Source organism: Micromonospora sp. NBC_00821 (assembly GCF_036347035.1).
GTDB classification, from domain to species: Bacteria; Actinomycetota; Actinomycetes; order Mycobacteriales; family Micromonosporaceae; genus Micromonospora; species Micromonospora hortensis.
The window spans coordinates 5,315,652-5,334,383 of sequence record NZ_CP108880.1; the positions used below are offsets into that span (position 1 = coordinate 5,315,652).

The following is an 18,732-nucleotide window of genomic DNA, read 5'->3' on the forward strand; positions in this document are numbered from 1 at the left end:
AGGAAGTCGGGCGGTCACTGCGACCGGGACGCCCCGACTTCCAGGAACCCGAGATGATCAGCGCGGCGAAGACGTCAGTTGGCGGCGGCGGGCGGCAGCACCTCGTCGGCGCGGTAGGTGCCCAGCGGCATCACCACCGGCTCGGGACCTGTCGCGTCGACGAACGGGGTGGGCGAGTCGGCGACAGCGAACTGGGTGCGGTACAGCTCGGCGTAGAGCCCACCGACCGCTACCAACTCCTCGTGCCGCCCCCGCTCGACGATTCGCCCACCGTCCAGCACCAGGATCTGGTCGGCGTCGCGCACTGTGGAGAGCCGGTGCGCGATCACGAGCGCGGTACGTCCGGCCAGCGCCACCGACAGCGCACGCTGCACCGCCGCCTCGCTCTCCGAATCCAGGTGTGCTGTCGCCTCGTCGAGGATCACGATCGACGGGGCCTTGAGCAGCAGTCGCGCGATGGCGATGCGCTGCTTCTCGCCGCCGGAGAACCGGTAGCCGCGCTCCCCCACTGTGGTGTCCAGACCGTCGGGTAGCGCCCGAACCAGATCGGCCACCTGCGCCCCGGCCAGGGCGGCCCAGATCTCGTCGTCGGTGGCGTCCGGCTTGGCGTAGCGAAGATTCTCGGCGATCGTCTCGTGGAACAGGTGCGAATCCTGGGTGACCACACCGATCTCGTCGCGCAGGGAGGCGAGCGTCGCATCTCGCACGTCCACCCCGCCGACGAGCACCTGCCCGTCACTGACGTCGTAGATCCGGGAGATGAGCATCGACAGTGTCGACTTGCCCGCCCCGGACGGGCCGACCAGCGCGACCATCTGCCCCGGCTCGACGCTGAACGAGACCCCCTTGAGCACCGGCTCGTTGACGGTCCGGTCGAGCGTGGCGACCTCCTCCAGGGAGGCGAGGGAGATCTCGGCGGCACTCGGGTAGCGGAAACGCACGTCGCGGAAGTCGACGCGGCCAGCGCCCACCGGCACCGGCACCGCGTCGGGCTTCTCCACGATGCCCGGCTTGAGGTCGAGCACCTCGAAGACCCGGTCGAAGGAGACCAGCGCGCTCATCACGTCCACCCGGACGTTGGAGAGCGCGGTGAGCGGCCCGTACAGGCGGGTGAGCAGCAGCGCGAGCGTCACCACGGTGCCGGCGCTGACGCCGCCGGTCACCGCGAGCCAGCCGCCCAGGCCATAGGTCAGCGCCTGCGCCAGTGAGGCGACCAGCAGCATCGCCACGAAGAACGTGCGGGAATACATAGCGGACTGGATGCCGATGTCGCGGACCCGCTCGGCCCGGTCGCCGAACCGGCGGGCCTCGATCTCGGGCTGGCCGAAGAGCTTCACCAGCAGCGCGCCGGCCACCCCGAACCGCTCGGTCATTGTCGCGTTCATCTTGGCGTCGAGGTTGTACGCCTCGCGGGTGATGTCCGCCAGCCGTCGACCGACCCGGCGGGCCGGAATGATGAAGATCGGCAGCAGCACCAGCGACAGCGCGGTGATCTGCCAGGAGAGGGTGAACATCACCGCCGCGGTGAGCACCAACTGGATGACGTTGCTGACCACGCCGGACAGGGTGGAGGTGAACGCCCGCTGGGCGCCGAGCACGTCGTTGTTGAGCCTGCTGACGAGGGCGCCGGTCTGGGTACGCGTGAAGAACTGCAACGGCATCCGCTGCACGTGGTCGTAGACCCGGGTGCGCAGGTTGAAGATGATGCCCTCGCCGATGCGGGCGGAATACCACCTCTGGGCCAGCGACAGCAGCGCGTCGGCGACCGCCAGCGCGGCGATGAACAGGGCGAGCCGCACCACGAGCCGCCCGGCCTCGGTGCCGCCCCGGTTGATCGCGTTGATGACGTCACCGGCGAGCACCGGAGTGGCCACGCCGATGATGGCGGCCAACACCACCGTGGCCAGGAAGACGATGATGTCGCGCCGGTAGGGGTGGGCGAAGGCGACGATGCGGCGGGCCACCCCCCGCTTGAGCCGGTGGCTGGAGACCTCGTCGCGGTTGCGCATCGACCGGAGCATGCTCCACCCGGCCATGCCACCGCCGGACATCGGGTTGGACATCGCTCACCTCCGGGTTGCCGGGCGGACCGCACCGTCAGGTCAATTCTCCCGACGAGTGTGACAACCTCGGTCGTAACCCGGATCTTCCCGTGCGGTCCTTACCTATTCTCCAGTGCCGGCGAGGTCACGCAGCCGACGGGTCTGCGCCTCCCGCTCGGCGCGCTGCTGGTCGGCGTGCGACCGCCCGCCCGCACCGGCGAGCAACGCCTTGATCTCGACCACCGCGTCGCGGGCCCCGGAGAGCAGGCCGGCGGTCAGGTCCCGCACCGCGTCGTCCAGCTCGGCCGGGGGTACGACAAGGGTGGCCAACCCGATCCGGTCCGCCTCGGCGGCGTCCAACCGGCGGCCTGTCGCACAGATCTCCAACGCCCGTGAATAGCCGACCAACTCGACGAGGCGTTTCGTGCCAGCCAGGTCGGGCACCAGACCGAGGGTCACCTCGGCCATCGACAGCTTCGCGTCCGCTGACAGCACTCGCAGGTCACAGGCGAGCGCGAGCTGGAAGCCGGCACCGATCGCGTGGCCCTGCACGGCCGCGACGGAGACGACATCCGGCCGGTGCAGCCAGGTGAAACCGGCCTGGAACTCCGCGATGCGCTCGGCGCACTCCTGCTCGGGCAGCGTGGCCAGCTCAGCGAACGACCCCGGGCCGGAGGCGCCCGCCACCGCGAGATCGAGGCCGGCTGAGAACGCGCGACCCTCACCGCGGACCACCACCACCCGCACGTCGCCGGGCAGATCGCGAGAGAAGTCGCTCATCGCCTGCCACATCGCGGGCGTCTGGGCATTGAGCACGTCGGGCCGGCACAACGTCACCGTGGCGACCGGCCCGTCGCAAGTCAGCCGAACCCCGGTCGCCTCGGCGGTCACCGGACGTCCCGGGGCGCGGCGCTGGTGGACGACGCTGAGGGGCGGGTCACGCCTTCTTGCGGCGCCGGGCGCCACCGCGCTGACGCAGCTGCACGCCGGACTCGGTGAGCACTCGGTGGATGAACCCGTAGGAACGGCCGGTCGAGGCCGCCAACGCGCGGATGCTCTCCCCCGAGGTGTACCGCTTTACCAGGTCCTTGGCGAGCGTCTGACGCTCGGCTCCGACGATCCGGCGACCCTTCTCAGTGCTGGTGGCTGTGCCAGTGGCTGCCATGCTGTGTCCTCACGTCCCAGACTGTGCGGTTCGGATACGGTCCCACCTATTAGACCGCCTCGAACGATCATGCGCCAGATATCAACTCTTCGCCAACCGACACGCTATGCAATGTCAGCTTCCCGATAGAGTGATCCTGGCGATCCGGCCCGTCACGGCGTCCGCGCGTACCACCGCCGGGAGCTGGCGGCTGCCGACGGCCCGTAGCCTTCGCTCGTGATCGACCTGTTGAGCACCGCCGGCGCGGCGGCCGTGGTCTTCGCCGCCACCGACATCGACGACATCGTCATCCTGACGCTGTTCTTCGTCGCGGCGCGCACCACCGGCCAACCCCGCACCTGGGAAATTGTCGCCGGACAATACCTCGGCATCGGCGCGCTCGCGTTTGCCAGCGCGGTGGTCGCGGGTGGACTCCTGGTGGTCCCCGACCCGTGGACGGGGTTGCTCGGCCTGCTGCCGATAGCGCTCGGCGTACGCGCGCTGCGCAGTTCGGGCGACGACGAGGCACCGGCGGTCGTCACCGGAGCACTCGGCGTGGCCGGGGTGACGATCGCGAACGGCGCCGACAACGTCGCTGTCTACGTACCCGTCTTCCGGGCCCTCGGTGTGGCAGACAGCGCCGTGTTCCTGCTGGTCTTTGTGCTGCTGATCGCGCTCTGGTGCGTGGCCGGGGCCTGGCTGGGCGGGCACCGGAGGGTGGTCCGGCTGGTCGAGCGCGCCGGCGCCTGGCTGGTGCCGACGATCTTCATCGCCATCGGGCTGGTGATCCTGGTCAGCTCCGGCGTGCTCGACCGACTGGCCGACCTGCTCGGCTGAGAGCCGACCGAGCAGCCTCGGTCAGGCCAGCTCGACCAGTTCAAGAAGGTCGTCGCTCCACGCGTCCTCGTCACCGTCGGGCAGCAGGATGGCCCGGTCCGGCTTGAGCGCCAGCACCGCACCCGGGTCGTGGGTGACCAGGACGATCGCGCCCGGGTAGTTGGCGATGGCGTCGAGCACCTGCTCCCGGCTGACCGGGTCGAGGTTGTTCGTCGGCTCGTCGAGCAACAGCACGTTGGCGCCGGAACAGACCAGAGTGGACAGCGCCAGCCGGGTCTTCTCGCCGCCAGACAGCACGCCGGCCGGCTTGTTCACGTCGTCACCGGAGAACAGGAACGCGCCGAGGATCTTGCGCAGGTCGGTGTCGGACTGCTCGACGGCGGCGGCGCGCATGTTCTCCAGCACCGTCCGCTCCACGTCCAGCGTCTCGTGCTCCTGGGCGTAGTAGCCCAACCGCAGGCCGTGCCCCGCGTGCACCTCGCCGGTGTCCGGGCTGAGCAGCCCGCCAAGCATCCGCAACAGGGTCGTCTTACCCGCGCCGTTGAGCCCGAGGATGGCCACTCGGGAGCCCCGGTCCACCGCCACATTGACGTCGGTGAAGATCTCCAGTGATCCGTACGACTTGGAGAGGCCGGTCGCCGTGAGTGGGGTCTTGCCGCACGGCGCGGGACTGGGGAAACGCACCTTGGCCACCCGGTCGGAGACCCGCACCTCCTCCAGGCCGGAGATCAGCTTCTCGGCGCGGCGGGCCATGTTCTGCGCGGCAACGGTCTTGGTGGCCTTGGCCCGCATCTTGTCGGCCTGCGCCATCAGCGCGCCGGCCTTCTTCTCCGCGTTGGCCCGCTCCCGGCGGCGGCGTCGCTCGTCGGTCTCGCGCGCCTCCAGGTACGCCTTCCAACCCAGGTTGTACACGTCGATGACCGACCGAGTGGCGTCGAGGAACCACACCTTGTTGACCACCGACTCCAGCAGCGCCCCGTCGTGGGAAATCACGATCAGGCCGCCCTTGTGGTTGGCGAGGAAGCCCCGCAACCAGGTGATCGAGTCGGCGTCGAGGTGGTTGGTGGGCTCGTCGAGCAGCAGGATGCCGCCGCCGTTCTCGCCGGCGTCGCGGAACAGGATCCGAGCCAGCTCGATGCGGCGACGCTGACCACCGGAGAGGGTGCCGATGGTCTGCGCGAGCGCCCGGTCCGGTAGGCCGAGGTTGGCACAGATCCGTGCGGCCTCAGCCTCGGCCGCGTACCCGCCGAGGGCAGCGAACTGGTCCTCCAGCGCGCCGTACCGACGGACCAGCTTGTCGGTGGCGTCCTCGGCGAGACGGGCCTCGACCTCCTGCATCTGCGCCATCAGCACGTCCAGGCCGCGCGCGGAGAGCACCCGGTCGCGGCCGGTGACCTCCAGGTCACCAGTGCGCGGGTCCTGCGGCAGGTAGCCGATGGCACTGCGCTGGTCGATCTGGCCGCCGTACGGTTGCCCCTCGCCGGCGAGCACCTTCAGCGTGGTGGTCTTTCCGGCGCCGTTGCGACCGACCAGGCCGATCCGGTCACCGGGCTGCACGCGCAGGGTGGTGTCGGACAGCAGGATCCGGGAACCGGCACGCAGTTCCAGGCCGGTGACAGTGATCATGTTTGCGGGCTCGCTCTCGGGGTTCGGAAGGCTGACTCGGGGCACGCGAAACGGCCGGCGGGCTCAAGGGGCCCGACGGCGCGGGGCGGTTCAGCCTTCGCAGCGCAGCACCTGACAAGTGTACCGGGCGCCGTCGGACGTCCCGCCCGGATTACCGATCAAGATCATCGGGTATCGGAACGCCTGTCCGGACCCCGTCCGGCACTCGATGGACGAAACGACACACAAAAGACACTCACCGGCATACGGCGATCGGGGTCACCATGGAACTCAACGAGCGGGCCGAGCTCGACACCTCCCAGGCCAACGACCTCGGGCGTGGATCCGGCGGTGGGGGCGGCGGCATGGGCATCCCCATCCCCGGCGGCGGTGGCCGGGGCGGCATCATCGGCATCGTGGTCGCCGTGCTCGTCGCGCTGCTCGGCGGCGGGTTCGGCCTGAACGCCATGACCAATGGCGACGAGGGCGGCCAGGCCGGGGGCAGCGACCTGGAGCAGGTGTGCTCCACCGCCAACCCCGACCGGCTCGACGACGCGCGCTGCCGCAACCTGCTCTACGTCAACAGCATCCAGGCCTACTGGCAGAAGGCGTACCCGGAGTTGGGCAACGGAAAGTACGAGGCGACCGACACCAACTTCTTCCAGGCCTCCGTGAACACCGGCTGCGGGCAGGCCGACTCGGGCGTCGGCCCGTTCTACTGCCCCGCCGACAAGCAGGTGTACATCGACCTGAGCTTCTACGACGAGCTGGCCTCCCGGTTCGGTGCCAAGGGCGAGTTCGCCCAGCCGTACGTGCTCGCCCACGAGTACGGCCACCACGTCCAGAACCTGCTCGGCACCAACGCGAAGGCCGGCCAGGGCGACCAGAGCGGCCCCCGCTCCGCCTCCGTACGGCTGGAGCTGCAGGCCGACTGCTACGCCGGCGCCTGGGCCAAGCACGCCACCGAGAGCAAGGACAAGACCGGCCAGGAACCGCTGTTCACGTCCATCACCCAGACTGACATCAGCGAGGCCGTGCAGGCCGCGGAGGCGATCGGCGACGACAGCATCCAGGAGCGCTCCGGCGGGCAGGTCAACCCCGACCAGTTCACCCACGGCACGTCCGAGCAGCGCAAGCGTTGGTTCAACCAGGGCTACGACCGCGGCGACCCGAAGACCTGCGACACCTTCGGCACCGACCAGCTCTGACATCCGCTCCGAGATCGTGGCAGGCCCTCGGCGAGGCCTGCCACGATCGTCATTTCCGCCGAAGCTCCCGGGTCAGGTGAGCCGCGAGACCTGGTAGTGGCCGATGAGCCAGTCGTCGTCGACCCGCCGCAGGAGCACGCCCAGGTTGACGGTCAGGGCCGGTCGGTCGGTGAAGCCGAACTCCACCTCCAGGTAGCCGAGGACCACGTCGTCGGCGAGACGACGGATCTCCCTGATGTTGTACGCGGCGGTCAGGCCGAGCGGCTGTCCGGCGTAGTACGCGGCGACGCCGGCAGGACCCACCGTGTACGGCTGCAACCCCTGAAAGATCGCGTCGTCGGTGAAGCACGCAGCGACCCGATCGGGCTCGTGGGCGTCGACAGCCGATTTCCACCGGTCGAGGACGGTACGCAGAATCTGGGCCTCGGACATGATGATCTCCCTGCTGACGGACGTGCCCCGTTGTGTGCCTGTCGAGCCGGCGTGCCCTCGCAGGGTCAGCGAGGCGGCTGACCCGGGTCGTTCGGGTGCGGTGTCAACGGCGTCGCGGTCTCGCGCCGCCAGGCGCGCAGCGGCATCGACGCGAGGACGGCTTCCAACTCGTCCGCGTCGGCGGCCTGGAACAGCCCCCACGTACGCCACTCCCCCGGCGACAGCGGCGGCCGCCACAGCCGCAGAAGGTTGCCCTGTTCCGTCAGCTCGGCCGAACGAGCCGCCTCTCGCGCACGCATGTCGGCGACCCCGTCCTCCGACGTTCCCTGCGGCACCGTCGTCACCATGTCAACCAGAAACTCCACGCGCCCATCCTCCGGCGGCCGGCCGGGCAGCACGCCGCGAACCCCGTTTTGGGTGGCGATCATCTCCCCACCGACGCCACCGGCGACGGCGTCAGTGAGGGCGACGGCGACGGCGTCAGTGAAGGCCGAGGTCAGTCGGGGTCGCGCACCAGGATCCGTACCGCCCGGGCCGCACCCACCGCCGCGACCAGCACCGCGTGTCGCGGCTCCGGCACGTCGAGCAGCCGCTCCGCCCGCAACGGCACGAGCGGGGCCAACCGCCGGTCGGCCAGCACCCCGTCCACCGCCCGCCGGTCACCGCCGCAGACCAGCGCGGCGAGCGTCGCCACCTCCGGCAACAGCAGCCGTACGGCCAGGTCCGCCGCGTCACCCAGCGCAGCCTTCGCCTGGTTGTCACGCCGACGGGCGAACCGGTGCTGCGACCATCCCCCCGCGGCGGTGCGCCCCTGGACGTACCGGGTGTCCACCTTGGAGACGGCGAGGTCGCCGCCCTCGGCCACCCCGAGCGCCACAGCGCCCTTGCGCGCCAACAGCAGGCCGATGCGGCGGGGCATGACGGCGGAGGCCACGAACCCGGCCACATCCACCCCGGTCGGCGCACCCGGTGGGGCGTACAACTCGGCGGTTGCCCCGTCCGGGGCGGCGAGCAGCAGGCCGTACTCCTGTGCGCTGGTGGTGGGCGGGCCGTGCCGGTCGGCGAAGCCCTCGACCCAGCGGCCGACGCGGGCCGGGTCGACCTCGACCCACCGGCCTCCGCCGGCTGCGGGTCGACTGGTCATCGCCCGACCGTACGGCACAGCGGCCCCGCGCGGACCCCCGGGCGGCCCGCGGGGCCCGGCACGCTCCGACGGGCCCGGCACGCTCCGACGGGCCCGGCACGCTCCGACGGGCCCGGCACGCTCCGACGGGCCCGCTAGCTCGGAAGCAGCGCGGCCACCGCCAGCGCGGCGATGAGCGCGCTGGAGAGCAGGCCGGTGACCAGCCGGCCGCGCGGCCCGGTCAGCGCCCGGCCGACCACTGTGCCACCGCCGGCGATGACCAGTTGCCAGCTCGCCGACGCCACGAACACCCCGGCCACGAAGAGCGCCACGGCGAGCACCCCCGAGTCGGCCGTGTCCCGACGGCCGAGGACCAGCGCCGTGAAGTAGAGGACCGTCATCGGGTTCAGCAGTGTCAACCCGAGCAGCGCCGCGTAGGCACGGCCCGGAGTGCCCATGCCCCGACCGGCCCGTGCCGTCGGCGTCACCCGTGAGCGGTGCGCGGACCACGTTCGCCACAGTCCGTGCCCGGCGAGACCCAGCAGGACCACGGCAGCGACCACCCGCAGAGGCCCCGCGACCGGCGCGATGATCCCGGCCAGGCCAGCGCCGCCGAGGACGGCCACCACCGCGTAGAGCCCGTCGGCGGTAGCCACCGCGAGCGCCGCCGCCGCACCCACCCGAAACGAGGTACGGGCGCTGAGGCCCAGAATGAGAATCGCGATCGCGCCGACGGGAATGGCGACGCCGTAGCCGGCGACCAGGCCGGCGAGGAACGCCCGGGTCACGGACGTCGGTGGCGGGTCGAGGTTCGTCCCCGGAACGGCCGCTGTCGGCGCACGGCAGTCGCCGCACGGACAGGAACCTGCAACGGGTACGCCTCAATCACACGCGCATCCTCCGCGCCGGACCCGCGCCCCCGCCACCGATTTTCCCCCGCGCCCCGCGCCCCGCGACGCACAGCGCCGCCGAGACCGGGAGGGGCTTGGGACGTACGCCTCGAACCAGGATGTAGTGGCCTCGGCGCTGCGCCGAGGCCACTACATCAACGATCGAGCACGATCTTGACCTGTTCAGGGCCGATCAATGACGCACCCGGGTCAGCGGGGGTCGCGACCGAGGTAGGAGAGCAGGGCCGCGACCTCGTCGGCTTCCGCAGCGCCGTCGATCGCCGGGGCGTACGCGCCGTAGGCCCGCAGCGGCTCGACGATCTGCCGGGCCACCACCAGCAGGGGGCGGGCCAGTTCGACGCCGAGCGGGGACGGCTGGCCGGTGGCCACCGCGATGTCCCAGGCGTGCACTGCGGCATCCAGGGCGCACGCCACGGCGCCGACCTCGGCGGGCAGCTTGCCCTGGGGCAGCGGCGTGGGCACCTCCGGATCGTCGTCGGCGACACGGTTCCAGGCCCTCGCGGACGCGTCGAGGGCGGCGCGTAGGCCAGCGAGTTTGTCACCGTCGATCTGACCGGACGGCGCGAACGGGTCCTCCACCGGCCCCGGCCCGCCGTCGATCGCCGCCGCGAAGGCGAGCTGATCGCCGACCGCGTGCTGAAGCACCTGGGTGACGTTCCACCGCTCGCACGGGGTGGGCCGCTCCCAGGCGTCGGCCGGAACCCCCTCGACTGCCGTCCGAAGCGCCTCGTGCGCCTCTTCGAGCACGATCCGCCACTGCCCCGCCGCCATCTCGCCCATCGTCCTGCCCTCTCCGCCGGCTTCCAGCGAGCTGACCCACCCGCTGCCGGAGCGGAATATTCCGCTCCGTTTGATGAGTTCAGCTTAGCAGACCGGAACGATCCGTTCCACTACTTTCGGTCGGCCTGGAAACGCGTCGAGCGCGGCACCCGGACGGGTACCGCGCTCGACGACGTGGGATCAGGTCAGACGTTGAAGCCGAGGGAGCGGAGCTGGTCCCGGCCCTCGTCAGTGATCTTGTCCGGGCCCCACGGCGGGAGCCACACCCAGTTGATCCGGATGTCGTTCACCAGGCCGCCGCCGGGGCCGGTGGTCAGCGCCTGCCGGGTCTGGTCCTCGATGACATCGGTCAGCGGGCAGGCCGCCGAGGTGAGCGTCATGTCCAGGGTGGCGACGTTCTCGTCGTCGACGTGAACGCCGTACACGAGGCCCAGGTCGACCACGTTGATGCCGAGCTCCGGGTCGACGACGTCCTTCATCGCCTCCTCGATGTCGGCGATCATCGCCTTGCTGACGCCGCCCGCGGGAGCAGCGGCGTCACCGGTGCCATCGGTCGTCGCGGCGTCGGTCTGCGGCACCACTGGGGTGTCACTGGCCTCCGGCGTCGCCTCAGTTGCGGTGTTCTCGCTCATGCCGTCCCTCCGCTTCGCTCCGTGACGCCATGAGGCACCAACGCGCTGAACCACTGATTCGCTCGCTGACGCTCGCTCATGCCGTCCCTCCGCATCGCTGCGTGATGCCACACGGCACCACTGTGTCATTCGCTCGCTGACGCTCGCTCACGCCTTCACCTCCGGGCTCACACCCACACCGGCGCGTGCCGCGGCGTCCTTGAACGCCATCCACGGCAGCAGCGCGCACTTGACCCGGGCGGGGTAACGGGCCACACCCGCGAAAGCAACCCCGTCACCGAGCACGTCCTCGTCCGGCGTGACCTGGCCACGTCCGGACATCAACTCCACGAACGCCTCGTGCACCTCGAATGCTTCCCCGGCGCCGCGACCACGCAGCAACTCGTGCAGCACACTCGCCGATGCCTGGCTGATCGAGCAGCCCATCCCGTCGTACGAGATGTCGTGCAGCACCGTGCCGTCGGTGGCCACCCGGACGGTGACCTCGTCACCGCAGGTGGGGTTGACGTGGTGCGCCTCCGCGACCTGGTCACCCGGGTCGTCGGCATCGCGCAGGCCACGCCCGTGCGGGCGCTTGTAGTGGTCCAGGATGATCTCCTGGTAGAGCTGGTCGAGCTGCATCAGTCGAACACCTTCCGCACCTGCTCCAGACCGGCCACCAGAGCGTCGATCTCCTCGGTGGTGGTGTAGAGGTAGAACGACGCCCGGGTCATGGCCGGAACACCGAACCGGCTGCACACCGGCTTGGCACAGTGGTGACCCACCCGCACCTGCACGCCGAGCGAGTCGAGCACCTGACCCACGTCGTGCGGGTGCACGTCACCGAGTGCGAACGAGATGGTGCCGCCCCGGCCCACCGGCACTGTCGGACCGAAGATCCGCAGGTCCGGTACCGAGCCGAGAGCGTCCAGCGCGTACGCCGTCAGCTCCTTCTCGTGCCACTGGATGGCCTGCATCCCGATGCCGGTCAGGTAGTCGACCGCCGCGCCGAGCGCGACCGCCTCGGCGATCGGCGGGGTGCCCGCCTCGAAGCGGGCCGGCGGCGCGGCGAACGTCGAGCGGGCCATGGTGACCGTCTCGATCATCGAGCCGCCGCCGAAGACCGGCGGCATGGCCGCCAGCAGCTCACCCCGACCCCAGAGCACACCGATGCCGGTCGGACCGCACATCTTGTGGCCGGTGAACACGATGTAGTCGGCGTCCAGGTCGACCACGTCGATGGGCAGGTGCGGCACCGACTGCGAGCAGTCCAGCAGCAGCAGCGCGCCCACCTCGCGGACCCGCGCGGTGATCCGGGAGGTGGCGTTGACGGTGCCGAGGATGTTCGACACGTGCACCAGCGAGACGATCTTCGTCCGTTCGGTGACCAGATCCTCCAGGCCCGACTCGTCCAGCCGCCCCTGGTCGGTGACGGGGAACCAGCGCAGGGTCGCGCCGGTGCGCTCGCAGAGCAGCTGCCACGGAACGATGTTCGAGTGGTGCTCCATCTCGGAGATCACCACCTCGTCGCCGGGGCCGAGCCGGAACCGGGGGTCGGCGTCCGGGCGCAGCGAGGCGTTCGAGAAGGCGTACGCCACGATGTTGATCGCCTCGGTGGAGTTCTTCGTGAACACCACCTCGTCGACGCTTGGCGCGTTGATGAACGCGGCGATCTTCGCCCGCGCCCCCTCGTACGCCTCGGTGGCCTCGGTGCCCAGGGTGTGCACCGAGCGCGACACGTTGGCGTTGTGCCGCGCGTAGTGCTCGTCGAGCACGTCGAGCACCTGGCGCGGTTTGTGCGAGGTGTTGGCGCTGTCGAGGTAGACCAGCGGGTGCCCGTTGATGTCCCGACCCAGGATCGGGAAGTCGGCGCGCACCCGGGCCACGTCGAAACGCGGCACGTCGTCGTACTGCGGCATCCCCGAGGGGATCGCGATGCTGGTCATCTCGGCAGCGCCTCTCCCGCTCAGGCCTTGGCCGTGCCGGCCCCGGCGGCGTACCGCTCGTAGCCCTCGGCCTCGAGCTTGTCGGCAAGCTCCGGGCCGCCCTGCTCGACGATCCGGCCGGCCACGAAGACGTGCACGAAGTCCGGCTTGATGTAGCGCAGGATCCGCGTGTAGTGGGTGATCAGCAGCACGCCGGTGTCACCGTTGTCGCGAACCCGGTTGACGCCCTCGCTGACCACGCGCAGCGCGTCCACGTCGAGACCGGAGTCGGTCTCGTCGAGGATGGCGATCTTCGGCTTGAGCAGCTCCAGCTGGACGATCTCGTGCCGCTTCTTCTCACCACCGGAGAAGCCCTCGTTGACGTTGCGCTGGGCGAAAGCCGGGTCCATCTGGAGACGCTCCATCGCGCCGCGCAGCTCGCCACCCCAGGTACGGAGCTTCGGCGCCTCGCCGTCGATGGCGGTCTTCGCGGTCCGCAGGAAGTTCGCGACCGAGACACCGGGCACCTCGACCGGGTACTGCATGGCCAGGAAGAGGCCGGCGCGGGCGCGCTCGTCGACCGTCATGGCCAGCACGTCCTGGCCGTCGAGGGTCACCGTGCCGCCGGTGATCTCGTACTTGGGGTGACCGGCGATCGAGTACGCCAGGGTGGACTTGCCGGAACCGTTCGGGCCCATGATCGCGTGGGTCTCGCCCGACTTCACGGTCAGGTCGACGCCGGCCAGGATCGGCTTGAGCTCACCCTCGGGCAGCTTGACCGACACCTTCAGGTCGCGGATCTCCAGGGTGCTCATTATCGGGTCACTCCATTACTCGGCGTCAGGCTGAGGTAGATGTCGCCGTCGCGGACTTCGACGGGGTAGACGGGGACGGGTTCGGTGGCGGGCAGGCCGGTCGGCTCGCCGGTGCGCAGGTCGAAGCGCGAGCCGTGCAGCCAACACTCGAGCGTGCAGCCGTCGACCTCGCCCTCGGAGAGCGCGACCGAGGCGTGCGAGCACTCGTCGTACGCGGCGTAGAAGCCGCCGTCCTCGCCGTGCACCAGGGCGATCGGCGTGCCGTCGACGTCCGCGCTGATCGCGGTGCCCTTCGGCACGTCCTCGGTGGAGCAGATGCGGATCATCAAGCGCCCGCCTTGGTCAGCCGAGCCTCGATCGCATCTCCGAGGCTCTCACGCAGCGACTCCACCGGGATCTTGTTGATCAGCTCGGCGAAGAAACCGCGGACCACCAGCCGGCGGGCCTCACTCTCCGGAATGCCCCGGGCCATCAGGTAGAACAACTGCTCGTCATCGAAGCGGCCGGTCGCGCTGGCGTGGCCGGCACCAGAGATCTCGCCGGTCTCGATCTCCAGATTGGGTACGGAGTCCGCCCGCGCGCCGTCGGTGAGCAGCAGGTTCCGGTTGATCTCGTACGTGTCGGTGCCGGTCGCCTCGGCCCGGATGAGGACGTCGCCCACCCAGACGGTGTGCGCGCTCTCGCCCTGCAGAGCGCCCCGGTAGCCGACGTAGCTGCGGCAGTCCGGGACGCTGTGGTCGACGAGCTGCCGGTGCTCAAGGTGCTGGCCGGAGTCGGCGAAGTAGACGCCGTACAGCTCGGCCTCGCCACCGCGCCCGGTGTATTCCACGCTGGTGAACTGCCGGACCAGGTCGCCACCCAGGGAGACCTGGATGTGGATGGCCTTCGCGTCCCGGCCCAGCTTGATCTTCAGGTGCTGGGCCTGGACCGCGTCGTCGGCCCAGTCGGCGACAGTGACCAGCGTCAGCTTCGCGCCGTCCGCCACGGCCACCTCGACGTTGTCGGCCAGGGTGGCCGACCCGACGTGCTCCAGCACCACTGTCGCCTCGGCGAACCGGCCCACCTCGACGAAGGTGTGACCGAAGGCCGGCTGCGCGATACCCTCGCCGACCACCCGCAGCCGGACCGCCTCGCCGAGCACCACGTCCGGGGCCACCCGCAGCAGCAGGGCGTCCGCGGCGGCACCGTAGGCCAACGCGCTGACCCGGTCGACCGGAGTCAGCACGCTGCCGACCCGCTCGTCGTCCCGGCCGATCCGGGTGATGGCGACGCCCTCGGGCAGGTCACCGTACTCGTGTCGGACCGAGCCGGTCGCGGCCGGCGCGTCACTGGTCAGGCCGCGGAGGCGCTTGAGCGGGGTGAAACGCCACTCCTCTTCCAGGCCGGTGAGGGCCGGGAAGTCGGCGACGTCGTACGAGCGCAGCGCCTGCGACTTGGTGCTGGGCGGCGGCGCGGAAGCCTGGGTAGTCATTTCTTCCTTGGTCTGTCTGTTCCGTGACGACGAGTTGGGGCCAGGTGTGACGGGCCGAGGTTCCGGCCCGCCACGGGGAGCGGCGGCGTCAGCCGACCGCGCCCTCCATCTGAAGCTCGATCAGACGGTTGAGCTCCAGGGCGTACTCCATCGGGAGCTCCTTGGCGATCGGCTCGATGAAGCCGCGCACGATCATGGCCATCGCCTCGTCCTCGCTCAGGCCCCGGCTCATCAGGTAGAAGAGCTGGTCGTCGCTGATCTTGGAGACGGTCGCCTCGTGACCCATCGACACGTCGTCCTCACGGATGTCGACGTACGGGTAGGTGTCCGAGCGGGAGATGGTGTCGACCAGCAGCGCGTCGCACTTGACGGTGCTCCGGCTGTGGTGCGAACCCTCCAGCACCTGCACCAGACCCCGGTACGAGGTGCGGCCGCCGCCACGGGCGATCGACTTCGACACGATGGTCGAGGAGGTGTGCGGCGCGGCGTGCACCATCTTGGCGCCGGCGTCCTGGTGCTGACCCTCGCCGGCCATCGCCACCGAGAGCACCTCGCCCTTGGCGTGCTCGCCGGTCATGTAGACCGCCGGGTACTTCATGGTCACCTTGGAGCCGATGTTGCCGTCGACCCACTCCATGGTCGCGCCCTCGTGGCAGACGGCGCGCTTGGTGACCAGGTTGTAGACGTTGTTCGACCAGTTCTGGATGGTCGTGTAGCGGCAGCGCGCGTTCTTCTTGACGATGATCTCCACGACCGCGCTGTGCAGCGAGTCGGAGGAGTAGAGCGGTGCGGTGCAGCCCTCGACGTAGTGCACGTACGCACCCTCGTCGACGATGATCAGCGTCCGCTCGAACTGGCCCATGTTCTCCGTGTTGATCCGGAAGTAGGCCTGCAGCGGGATCTCGACCTGCACGCCCTTCGGCACGTAGATGAACGAGCCACCGGACCACACCGAGGTGTTCAGGGCGGCGAACTTGTTGTCGCCGACCGGGATCACCGTGCCGAAGTACTCCTTGAAGACGTCCTCGTGCTCGCGCAGCGCCGTGTCGGTGTCCAGGAAGAGAACGCCCTGCTCCTCAAGGTCCTCACGGATCTTGTGGTAGACGACCTCCGACTCGTACTGCGCCGCGACACCGGCGACCAGCCGCTGCTTCTCCGCCTCCGGGATGCCCAGCCGGTCGTAGGTGTTCTTGATGTCCTCGGGCAGGTCCTCCCAGCTGGTGGCCTGCTTCTCGGTCGACCGCACGAAGTACTTGATGTTGTCGAAGTCGATCCCGGTGAGGTCCGCGCCCCAGGCCGGCATCGGCTTACGGCCGAACAGCCGCAGGCCCTTCAGCCGCAGGTCGAGCATCCACGCCGGCTCGTTCTTCTTGGCCGAGATGTCCCGCACCACCGCCTCGTTGATACCGCGCTGGGCGACCGCCCCGGCGGCGTCCGGGTCGGACCAGCCGTACTCGTACCGGCCCAGGGCGGCGAGCTGCTCTTCCTGGGTCAGGGGCTGGACGATCTGCTCGGTCATCTATCTGTCCTCACAGTGGTTACGGGATTACCGGATTGAGCGCGGCCCGGCTGGGTCGGGATGTGCGTGGTGCACACCCCGTCGCCGTGCGCGATGGTGGCCAGACGCTGCACGTGGGTGCCGACCAGACGGGAGATGACCGCGGTCTCGGCCTCGCACAGCTGAGGAAACTCGGCGGCCACGTGCGCCACCGGGCAGTGGTGCTGACAGAGCTGGCCGCCAGAGGCGATCGTGGTCGCACTGGCAGCGTAACCCTCGCCGGTGAGCGCCGCGGCGAGTGCCTCGGCTCGGGCGAGAGGCTCGTCGCCAGCGTCCTCCATCGCCGTCCGACAACGGGACTCGAGAGCCGACACCTGCTCGGTGGCGAACGCCTCGACCGCGTCCGAACCGCCACTGCGGGCGATCCAGCGCAGCGCGGCGGTGGCCATGTTGTCGTAGTGGTGTGTGCCACAGCGGACCCGGGCGGCCTCGGTCAACAGGAACACCTTGGCCGGGCGCCCCCGACCGCGACTGCCCTGCACGGGCTGCTCGCGGGCGTACACGTCACCGTCCGCAAGCATCGCGTCGAGGTGCCGGCGGATCGCCGCCGGGCTGAGCCCGAGCGCCGCGCCAAGCTGCGCGGCGGTGGTGGCACCCTGCTCCAGCAGCAACTGCGTGACCCGATCCCGGGTGGAGACCTCGGCCGCCGCCGGGCCGGCGAGGCCCGCCGACGTGGTCACGACAGGCGCGGACGCGGACGCACCGAGGGCCGGTACGGCCGTCGGTTGGTGCCCGGAGAGCGCCGCCGCGTTTTTCACAACGCCAACGTTACGTAATTACCCGGAGGGTCGCAAACCCGGGCCCCGGTGATCCCAACCACCGACCCGACGGAGTCGGACGAACCTCGATCACTACGGTGCGTAGGATTTGCGCCGTGAACCGAATCGTCCGTCCGGTCTCCGGCATCCTGCTGCGCCGCCTCGCGCTCGCCTCGATCATCGCGAACGTGGGCATCGTCGTCACCGGCGGGGCCGTCCGGTTGACCGCCTCGGGCCTCGGCTGCCCCACCTGGCCCCGGTGCACCGACGATTCCTACGTCACCACGCCCGAGATGGGCGTGTACGGGGTGATCGAGTTCGGCAACCGCATGCTGACCTTCGCTGTGGGTCTGATCGCGCTGGCCACCGTGCTGGCCGTACTGCTGCACCGGCCCCGCCGACCCGGGCTCCTCGCACTGGCCGTGGCAGTCTTCCTGGGCATCCCCGCCCAGGCGGTGATCGGTGGCATCACAGTGCTGACCAACCTCAACCCGTGGGTGGTCGGGCTGCACTTCCTCGCCTCGATGGCCGTGATCGCCGCCGCGTACGCCCTCTGGCGACGCATCGGCGACCCCGACGGCCCGACAGTGGCCGTGGTGCCCGCACCGCTGCGCGCGCTGGCCCGGGTCACCACCGGCGTCACCGTCGCCGTGCTGGTCGTCGGCACCTGGGTCACCGGCAGCGGCCCGCACGCCGGCGACCACGGCGCCGCTCGCAACGGGCTCGACCCGGAGACGATCTCGCAAGTGCACGCGGACGGGGTCTTCCTGCTGATCGGTCTCTCGGTGGCGCTGATCTTCGCGTTCCGCGCCGTCGGCGCGCAGCGGGCCACCCGCGCCGCGATCATCCTGGTCGCCGTGGAGTTGGGTCAGGGTCTGATCGGCTTCGTGCAGTACTTCACCCACGTGCCGGCGCTCCTGGTCGGCGCGCACATGCTCGGCTCCTGCCTGGTGTTGCTGGCCGCCCTGTCGGTGCAGTGGTCCACCCGGGAACGCCGCCCGGTCGCGCCGGCCCCCCAGGCCACCCCGACCGACGCAGCCCCGGTACCAGTCACCGCCTAACCGCAAGGCCGCCCCGGCCCGGATCACCCGCGCGCCGCAATCACCGCGCACCTGGCCGGCAACGCCTGCCCCACAACGAACGTCACCCCGCAAGCGCGCCCCGCGCCCCGCGCCCCGCGCCCCGCGCCCCGCGCCCCGCGCCCCGCGCCAAGATCTCCGCAACTTCCCGGATGTTGCTGCCTCCGACACACGGGGAGACAGCAACATCCCTGATATTGCGCGGATCTTGACGGCGAACCCGCCCCCGGGAAGACCGGGACCCGGGTTTGGCCGCCCACGGCCGCCAAGATCGCACTCGAACCAGGATGTAGTGGCCACGGACCGCCGGGAAGCCACTACAACCAGGATGTTGCGCGATCTTGCGGGCGGCGGCACGCCGGCACGGGCGGCACGCCGGCACGGGCGGCACGCCGGCACGGGCGGCACGCCGGCACGGGCGGCACGCCGGCAC

Annotated in this window: 20 protein-coding genes; 3 read left to right on the plus strand and 17 right to left on the minus strand. The window is 70.4% G+C overall.

What is annotated here, in order from left to right:
• Nucleotides 1–74 precede the first annotated feature (74 nt).
• The 3 genes from OHB44_RS24115 to OHB44_RS24125 all read right to left on the minus strand — a co-directional run bounded on the left by OHB44_RS24115 (nucleotide 75) and on the right by OHB44_RS24125 (nucleotide 3,207).
• Nucleotides 75–2,051, minus strand: coding sequence for an ABC transporter ATP-binding protein (locus OHB44_RS24115; protein WP_330441273.1), 1,977 nt, complete (start codon nucleotides 2,049–2,051; stop codon nucleotides 75–77).
• Between the two features lie 114 nt (nucleotides 2,052–2,165).
• Complete coding sequence (locus OHB44_RS24120; RefSeq protein WP_238682668.1) at nucleotides 2,166–2,933, minus strand: enoyl-CoA hydratase/isomerase family protein; 768 nt, start codon at nucleotides 2,931–2,933, stop codon at nucleotides 2,166–2,168.
• A 46-nt stretch (nucleotides 2,934–2,979) separates the two neighbouring features.
• Nucleotides 2,980–3,207: a helix-turn-helix domain-containing protein gene (locus OHB44_RS24125; protein ID WP_007462679.1), complete on the minus strand. Its 228-nt coding sequence runs from the start codon at nucleotides 3,205–3,207 to the stop codon at nucleotides 2,980–2,982.
• Between the two features lie 216 nt (nucleotides 3,208–3,423).
• Here OHB44_RS24125 and OHB44_RS24130 point away from each other — a divergent pair, with 216 nt between their 5' ends.
• Nucleotides 3,424–4,023, plus strand: coding sequence for a cadmium resistance transporter (locus tag OHB44_RS24130; protein WP_238682669.1), 600 nt, complete (start codon nucleotides 3,424–3,426; stop codon nucleotides 4,021–4,023).
• A gap of 21 nt (nucleotides 4,024–4,044) precedes the next feature.
• Here the strand turns inward: OHB44_RS24130 and OHB44_RS24135 are convergent, their stop codons facing one another.
• Entirely contained in the window at nucleotides 4,045–5,649 is a 1,605-nt protein-coding gene (locus OHB44_RS24135; protein WP_238682670.1) for an ABC-F family ATP-binding cassette domain-containing protein, read from the minus strand.
• 263 nt (nucleotides 5,650–5,912) lie between these two features.
• Between OHB44_RS24135 and ypfJ the strand changes: the two genes are divergently transcribed.
• Complete coding sequence (ypfJ, locus tag OHB44_RS24140; protein WP_266304963.1) at nucleotides 5,913–6,836, plus strand: KPN_02809 family neutral zinc metallopeptidase; 924 nt, start codon at nucleotides 5,913–5,915, stop codon at nucleotides 6,834–6,836.
• Nucleotides 6,837–6,908: 72 nt separating this feature from the next.
• On the opposite strand, the gene OHB44_RS24145 is transcribed toward ypfJ, so the two are convergent.
• The 13 genes from OHB44_RS24145 to OHB44_RS24205 all read right to left on the minus strand — a co-directional run bounded on the left by OHB44_RS24145 (nucleotide 6,909) and on the right by OHB44_RS24205 (nucleotide 17,220).
• Nucleotides 6,909–7,268 (minus strand): YybH family protein, encoded by a 360-nt coding sequence (locus tag OHB44_RS24145; protein ID WP_330438384.1) that lies wholly within the window; start codon nucleotides 7,266–7,268, stop codon nucleotides 6,909–6,911.
• 65 nt (nucleotides 7,269–7,333) lie between these two features.
• Entirely contained in the window at nucleotides 7,334–7,633 is a 300-nt protein-coding gene (locus OHB44_RS24150) for a muconolactone Delta-isomerase family protein (RefSeq protein ID WP_330438385.1), read from the minus strand.
• Nucleotides 7,634–7,764: 131 nt separating this feature from the next.
• On the minus strand, nucleotides 7,765–8,412 hold the full coding sequence (locus OHB44_RS24155) for an acVLRF1 family peptidyl-tRNA hydrolase (RefSeq protein ID WP_330438386.1): 648 nt from the start codon (nucleotides 8,410–8,412) through the stop codon (nucleotides 7,765–7,767).
• Between the two features lie 134 nt (nucleotides 8,413–8,546).
• Nucleotides 8,547–9,179: a LysE family transporter gene (locus OHB44_RS24160; RefSeq protein ID WP_238682675.1), complete on the minus strand. Its 633-nt coding sequence runs from the start codon at nucleotides 9,177–9,179 to the stop codon at nucleotides 8,547–8,549.
• A gap of 312 nt (nucleotides 9,180–9,491) precedes the next feature.
• Nucleotides 9,492–10,082 carry a TIGR03086 family metal-binding protein gene (locus OHB44_RS24165; protein ID WP_238682676.1) on the minus strand — a complete coding sequence of 197 codons (591 nt, stop codon included), beginning with the start codon at nucleotides 10,080–10,082 and terminating at the stop codon, nucleotides 9,492–9,494.
• 185 nt (nucleotides 10,083–10,267) lie between these two features.
• On the minus strand, nucleotides 10,268–10,714 hold the full coding sequence (locus OHB44_RS24170) for a metal-sulfur cluster assembly factor (protein ID WP_330438387.1): 447 nt from the start codon (nucleotides 10,712–10,714) through the stop codon (nucleotides 10,268–10,270).
• Nucleotides 10,715–10,861: 147 nt separating this feature from the next.
• Nucleotides 10,862–11,335 (minus strand): Fe-S cluster assembly sulfur transfer protein SufU, encoded by a 474-nt coding sequence (gene sufU, locus OHB44_RS24175; protein ID WP_091403700.1) that lies wholly within the window; start codon nucleotides 11,333–11,335, stop codon nucleotides 10,862–10,864.
• Complete coding sequence (locus OHB44_RS24180) at nucleotides 11,335–12,639, minus strand: cysteine desulfurase (protein ID WP_330438388.1); 1,305 nt, start codon at nucleotides 12,637–12,639, stop codon at nucleotides 11,335–11,337. The genes sufU and OHB44_RS24180 overlap by 1 nt, the downstream gene beginning before the upstream one ends.
• Before the next feature lie 20 nt (nucleotides 12,640–12,659).
• Entirely contained in the window at nucleotides 12,660–13,433 is a 774-nt protein-coding gene (sufC, locus tag OHB44_RS24185) for a Fe-S cluster assembly ATPase SufC (protein WP_238682679.1), read from the minus strand.
• The gene (locus tag OHB44_RS24190; RefSeq protein WP_091403693.1) at nucleotides 13,433–13,759 is read right to left on the minus strand and encodes a non-heme iron oxygenase ferredoxin subunit; all 327 of its coding nucleotides are present in this window, start codon (nucleotides 13,757–13,759) and stop codon (nucleotides 13,433–13,435) included. Before OHB44_RS24190 ends, sufC begins: the two co-directional genes overlap by 1 nt.
• Nucleotides 13,759–14,904 carry a Fe-S cluster assembly protein SufD gene (sufD, locus tag OHB44_RS24195; protein ID WP_238682680.1) on the minus strand — a complete coding sequence of 382 codons (1,146 nt, stop codon included), beginning with the start codon at nucleotides 14,902–14,904 and terminating at the stop codon, nucleotides 13,759–13,761. The genes OHB44_RS24190 and sufD overlap by 1 nt, the downstream gene beginning before the upstream one ends.
• An 88-nt stretch (nucleotides 14,905–14,992) precedes the next feature.
• Entirely contained in the window at nucleotides 14,993–16,423 is a 1,431-nt protein-coding gene (sufB, locus tag OHB44_RS24200; protein ID WP_091403689.1) for a Fe-S cluster assembly protein SufB, read from the minus strand.
• Entirely contained in the window at nucleotides 16,420–17,220 is an 801-nt protein-coding gene (locus OHB44_RS24205) for a helix-turn-helix transcriptional regulator (protein ID WP_372488267.1), read from the minus strand. Before OHB44_RS24205 ends, sufB begins: the two co-directional genes overlap by 4 nt.
• Before the next feature lie 98 nt (nucleotides 17,221–17,318).
• Between OHB44_RS24205 and OHB44_RS24210 the strand changes: the two genes are divergently transcribed.
• Complete coding sequence (locus OHB44_RS24210) at nucleotides 17,319–18,281, plus strand: COX15/CtaA family protein (RefSeq protein WP_238682681.1); 963 nt, start codon at nucleotides 17,319–17,321, stop codon at nucleotides 18,279–18,281.
• Nucleotides 18,282–18,732 lie beyond the last annotated feature (451 nt).